The organism is Nitratidesulfovibrio oxamicus, assembly GCF_015731765.1.
In the GTDB taxonomy this organism is placed as follows: domain Bacteria; phylum Desulfobacterota; class Desulfovibrionia; order Desulfovibrionales; family Desulfovibrionaceae; genus Cupidesulfovibrio; species Cupidesulfovibrio oxamicus.
The window spans coordinates 1-4,951 of record NZ_VRYY01000178.1 but is presented as its reverse complement, the minus strand read 5'-3'; the positions used below and the strand labels follow the sequence as shown (position 1 = coordinate 4,951).

Genomic DNA, 4,951 nt, shown 5'->3' with positions numbered 1-4,951 from the left:
CGGTGGCGCCTGTCCGCGTGGCGCGGCCCGCAACGTGGCGGGCGCAGATGGGGCGGGCGCATGCCACCGGCCCGCGTCGAAGGCCGCGGACGTGCCTTGCCCTGCCCAAAGCTTCGAGGTGCCGGAAGGGGTCAAGCACCTCACGTCGGAACAACTTGATGAGTTGACGGCCACCTTCCTCGCCTGGTTCGGCGCGGCGTCCACGCCGGTGCAGCGCCGTTCGCGCGGGCGGCTGTGGATTGCCTTCCTGATGCTGCGCCACGGCGCGTTACGGCTTGGCGAGGTGCTGGCCCTGGATGATGCCGCCGACCTCGACCCGGTGCGCCAGCAGGTCATCGTGCGCGGCCACGGCGGGCGCGAAATCCAGATGCCCGGCCCGGTCATGCGCGAGGTGCAGGGGGTGCTGGACGACCCCATGATGTTCGGCCTGCGCGGGCGCGTCTTTCGCATGGACCAGGGCTACGTGCGCCGCAAGTTCTACGAGCGCGCCGCGGAATGCTCCATCCCCAAGGAATACCTGAACCCGCGCGTCATCCGGCATTCGCGGGCCGTGGAATTGTTGCGCGGCGGCGTGCCGCTGAAGATCGTGCAGGGCATCCTGGGCCACCAGAGCATGAACCAGACGGCCAGCTACCTGCGCTTTTCAGACGATGACGTGCGGCGTATCGTGCATCATTACCTGAACAAGGAGACCCGGATGAAGACCAGCGCACGCAACGCGTTCACCGGCAGGGTCACGTCCGTCGTCAGGGACGGGCTGCTGGTGGAGGTGGAACTGACCACCAACAGCGGGCTGAAGGTGGTTTCGGTGATAACCGAGGAAAGCGCCCAGAACCTTGGCGTGAGCACCGGCAAGGTGATGACTGCCACGGTGAAGGCGCCGTGGGTGATCCTGGCCCGCGAGGAAAACCGGCTGAAGACCAGCGCCCGCAATCGCTACGCGGGCAAGGTGGCGCGGGTGAACCGTTCCGAGATCGCCGCCGAGGTGGTGGTGGACCTGCCAGAAGGCACCACCGTGTGCGCCCTGCTGACCGTGGAAAGCGTGAAGACGCTGGACCTTGCGCCGGGCACGGACATTCTGGTGATGTTCAAGGCGTTCTCGGTGATCCTGAACGTGGAATAGCGCGGCGGAAAACGCCCAGATTTGTGAGCATGACATGTGGGCATGACGCGGGGGTGCATGCCGCCCGCCAGCGGAAAGAGCCGCCGCCCCTGGGGGCGGCGGCTCTTTCGCAATGGAGGGACGGGCGAACGGATGATGCCCGATGACCCGTGACTGCCGGACGCACGAGGCGGCGCACCCGGGGTACCCCCGCCCCGGGCCATGCTGACGCGCACGGCCCGGCGGGAAAGGAAAAGCGTGGGGGAAAAACCGGGCGTCGGACAAATCATCCAATCCGTCTGATCCGCCTTCACCTAATTCATCAGGGCCATGAGCAGCCCCAGCGCAGGCCTTCCTTCCGTCCTCAGTTCGCGGAAGTTCAGGCGATGGCGGATGCGTCCGTCCTCGTACAGCACCAGGGTGTCGGCAAAGGCGTCCACGTCGTCCGGGTCGTGGGTGATGATGATGGCCGGAATGTCGAAGTGCGCGAACAGCCGGGAGAATTCCTTGCGCATGCGCACCCGCAGCAGCGGGTCCAGGGCAGAGAACGGCTCGTCCAGCAGAAGCGCGCGCGGGTTGGTGGCAAGGGCGCGGGCCAGCGCGGTGCGCTGGCGCTGCCCGCCGGAAATGTTGCCCGGCAGGTTGTGGGCCACGTGGTCTATCTCGAACAGTTCCAGCAGTTCGTCCACGCGTCGCTTGCCGCTTGCGCCGTCGGCCACGGCCCCGCGTCCCTTCCCGGCTCCTGACTGCCCTGCCACTGACGCCCTCCGCCCGGCCCCCAGGCCGAATTCCACGTTCTTGCGCACCGACAGGTGCGGGAACAGGGCGTAGTCCTGGAACACGTAGCCGATACCCCTGTCGCGCGCGGGACTGTCGATGCCCGCCGCCGTATCCAGCAGGGTGGTGCCGTTGATGACGATGCGCCCCTCGCGGGGGTGCATCAGCCCGGCGATGGCCTGCAGGGTCAGGGTCTTGCCCGAGCCGGAATGGCCGAACAGCACCAGGATGCGGTCCTCGGTGGCGAAGGACACGTCGATCTTGAAGCCTCTGCCCCCAGTCTTCTTGACCCCGCGGGCCGGGGGCAGGCGATGGGTGATGGAAACGTCTATCATCACGCCCCCCTGCCGAAGGAAAGTCCGCCGGTGGCCAGTTTGTCCGCAAGGATCAGCACGCCCATGCACAGCAGTGAGGTGGCGATGACCAGCGCCAGCGCCTGCGCATCGTCGCCGGCCTGAAAGGCGGAATAGATGGCCAGCGACAGGGTTTGGGTGCGGCCCGGCAGGTTGCCCGCGATCATCAGCGTGGCGCCGAATTCGCCCATGCCCCGCGCAAAGGCCAGCATGACACCGGCCAGTATGCCGCGCCACGCAAGGGGCAGCGACACCCGCAGGAACACCTTCCACTCCGATGCGCCCAGGGTGCGGGCCGCGTTTTCCAGATTGTGGTCCACGGCTTCCAGCGCGGCGCGGGCCGATTTGTAGATGAGCGGAAAGACCACCACGGTGGCCGCCACCACTGCGCCTTCCCACGAGAACATCAGGTTGATGCCGAATTCGGCCAGCCACGGCCCCAGCAGGCCGCGCCGCCCCACCAGCAGGATGAGGTAGTAGCCGATTACCGTGGGCGGCAGCACCAGCGGCAGGGCGCACAAGGCATCCACCCAGGTGCGGCCCGGAAAGGGGCGACGTGCGATGCACCACGCCGTCAGGATGCCGAGCACGGAAGACACCGCCGTGGCAATGCCCGCCACCTTCAGCGTGAGCAGGATGACGGAGACCTTCAGCGTGCCCGCCGTCAGCAGGGGGGAAAGGAAATCCATGGCCCGACTGTGGCGAAAAGGCCGGGGGGCCGCAACAGAGGCACGAAAACTTTCGTCTTGGTGACCGTGGCGCGGGGCAGTGACACGGTCAGCGGCATGCTGTCGGAAAAGGCCCCGGGCGCGATGCCTGCGGGCGCGGCACACACGGGAATGACCCCGATTCGCCAAAGAAAAAGGGGAAGGGCCGTGTGGCCCTTCCCATGCGCAACAATTGGACAATACCAATAAAGGTTTCGGGGGGAGGGTGCCCCGCCCCGGAAGACTCCGGACCTGCTGGCAGGCTGGCCCCTACCCTTCGCACTTGGCGGTCAGCGCGGCAGCCACGCTCTTGCCCAGTTCGAAGCACTTTGCGTAGGTGTCGTGGGTGGGCACGTGCTTCACCTTTACCGGTTCGGCGGGCAGTTCCATGCCCATGGATTCCAGCCATTCGGTGATGGCCTTCACCGATTCGCCGGACCAGCCGAACGAGCCGAACGCCGCGCCGATGCGGTTTTGCGGACGCAGGCCCTTCATGTAGGTGAGCATCTTGGCCACTTCGGGCAGGATGCCGTTGTTGTGGGTGGGCGAACCCACGATCACCGCGCCGCAGTCGGCCAGTTCGGTCATCACCGCGCTGTGGTGGTTGGCCTTCAGCCACATGATGCGGGTGGGCACGCCGCCCGCCTCCAGCCCGTCGGCGATGGCGTGGGCCATCTTTTCGGTGGAGTGCCACATGGTGTCGAACACGATGACGGCGCGCTTCTGCGGCTTCTGCTCGGCATAGCGGCGGTAGGTGTCGAAGGCGAACTGCACTTCGTCATGGCCGCGGAAGATCAGCCCGTGGTCGGGGGCCAGCATGTCGATGTCCAGCTTCAGCTCGGCGATGGCGTCCAGCGTCTTCAGCACGATGGGCGAGAAGGGCAGCACGATGTTGTGATAGTACTCCTTCATGGCGTGCAGCAGCGCGGAGCGGTCTATCTCGTCGGCGTAGCGTTCGGTGCTGGCGATGTTCTGGCCGAAGGCGTCGTTGCAGATCAGCAGCTTGTCTTCGGGAATGTACGACACCATGCTGTCGGGCCAGTGCAGCATGCGCGTTTCCACAAAGGTCACGGTGCGCTTGCCGAGGCTGATGGAGTCGCCGGTCTTGACCACCTGCACGGGCCAGCCGGTGATGTCGAAGTGGGCTTCCATGGCCTTCAGGCCCATGGGCGAGCAGAAGATCTTTTCGGGCTTGCAGCGGGCAACCATGTCCGCCAGGGCGCCGGCGTGATCGGGCTCCAGGTGGTTGCAGACGATGTAGTCGATCTTCTCGGGCGCCACCACCTGGGACAGGCGGCAGAGCATGGTGGGCAGGAATTCGTGTTTCACCGTGTCGAACAGGGTGACCTTTTCGTCCATGACCACGTAGGCGTTGTACGTGGTGCCCTGCGGCGACAGGGAATAGCCGTGGAAGTCGCGGCTGTTGTGGTCGACAACGCCGACCCAGTGGATGTCCTTCTTTATTTCAAGGGCGTGCATGTTCTACCTCGCGAAGCGGGTGCGGTGGGTGTGCGCGGGGGGCGCGGCATGCCGGCGAGCATGCGCAAGAGGGCTGACCAAAGGAGTAAGTAAATTCCGAGGGTGGGGCAAGGGGGGCGATGCCTGATGCGTGGTGCGGGCTGGCGCGCGGTGCGTGCCCGGCTGGCGGCGCCGCCGTGCCGTCCCTGTGCCTGAACCCGAAAGGCTTGGACGCAGAAGGGAGGCGCACCACCCTGCGGCGGCGCGGCCTCCCCTGTCGGTCGGAAGCTCGAACTCCCTAGGCGGGTTCGAATTCGGACTTGGGCGCGCCGCAGATGGGGCACACCCAGTCGGCGGGCACGTCTTCGAAGGCGGTGCCGGGCTTCACGCCGTTGTCGGGGTCGCCTTCGGCGGGATCGTACTCGTAGCCGCAAACGGTGCAGACGTACTTTTTCATGATTCGTTCCTCGTTGTCGGGTGGTTGCGTTGCGGGCGCGCGCCGCTGCCTGGCATCAGGCTGCCGCCCGCCGGGTGCGGCGGGGACGGCTGCCGCC

At 66.4% G+C, this 4,951-nt stretch carries 5 protein-coding genes; 1 reads left to right on the top strand and 4 read right to left on the bottom strand.

What is annotated here, in order from left to right; all coding sequences use genetic code 11:
* A partial coding sequence (locus FVW20_RS07495) for a TOBE domain-containing protein (protein ID WP_231038949.1) occupies positions 1-1,123 on the top strand: 1,123 nt, incomplete at its 5' end.
* Between the two features lie 293 nt (positions 1,124-1,416).
* Here FVW20_RS07495 and FVW20_RS07490 read toward each other — a convergent pair.
* The 4 genes from FVW20_RS07490 to rd all read right to left on the bottom strand — a co-directional run bounded on the left by FVW20_RS07490 (position 1,417) and on the right by rd (position 4,854).
* The gene (locus FVW20_RS07490; RefSeq protein ID WP_196608939.1) at positions 1,417-2,214 is read right to left on the bottom strand and encodes a sulfate/molybdate ABC transporter ATP-binding protein; all 798 of its coding nucleotides are present in this window, start codon (positions 2,212-2,214) and stop codon (positions 1,417-1,419) included.
* Entirely contained in the window at positions 2,214-2,921 is a 708-nt protein-coding gene (gene modB, locus FVW20_RS07485; RefSeq protein WP_196608938.1) for a molybdate ABC transporter permease subunit, read from the bottom strand. The genes FVW20_RS07490 and modB overlap by 1 nt, the downstream gene beginning before the upstream one ends.
* 288 nt (positions 2,922-3,209) lie before the next feature.
* The gene (locus FVW20_RS07480; RefSeq protein WP_196608937.1) at positions 3,210-4,418 is read right to left on the bottom strand and encodes an FprA family A-type flavoprotein; all 1,209 of its coding nucleotides are present in this window, start codon (positions 4,416-4,418) and stop codon (positions 3,210-3,212) included.
* Between the two features lie 277 nt (positions 4,419-4,695).
* Complete coding sequence (rd, locus tag FVW20_RS07475; protein ID WP_007526280.1) at positions 4,696-4,854, bottom strand: rubredoxin; 159 nt, start codon at positions 4,852-4,854, stop codon at positions 4,696-4,698.
* Between the last annotated feature and the right edge of the window lie 97 nt (positions 4,855-4,951).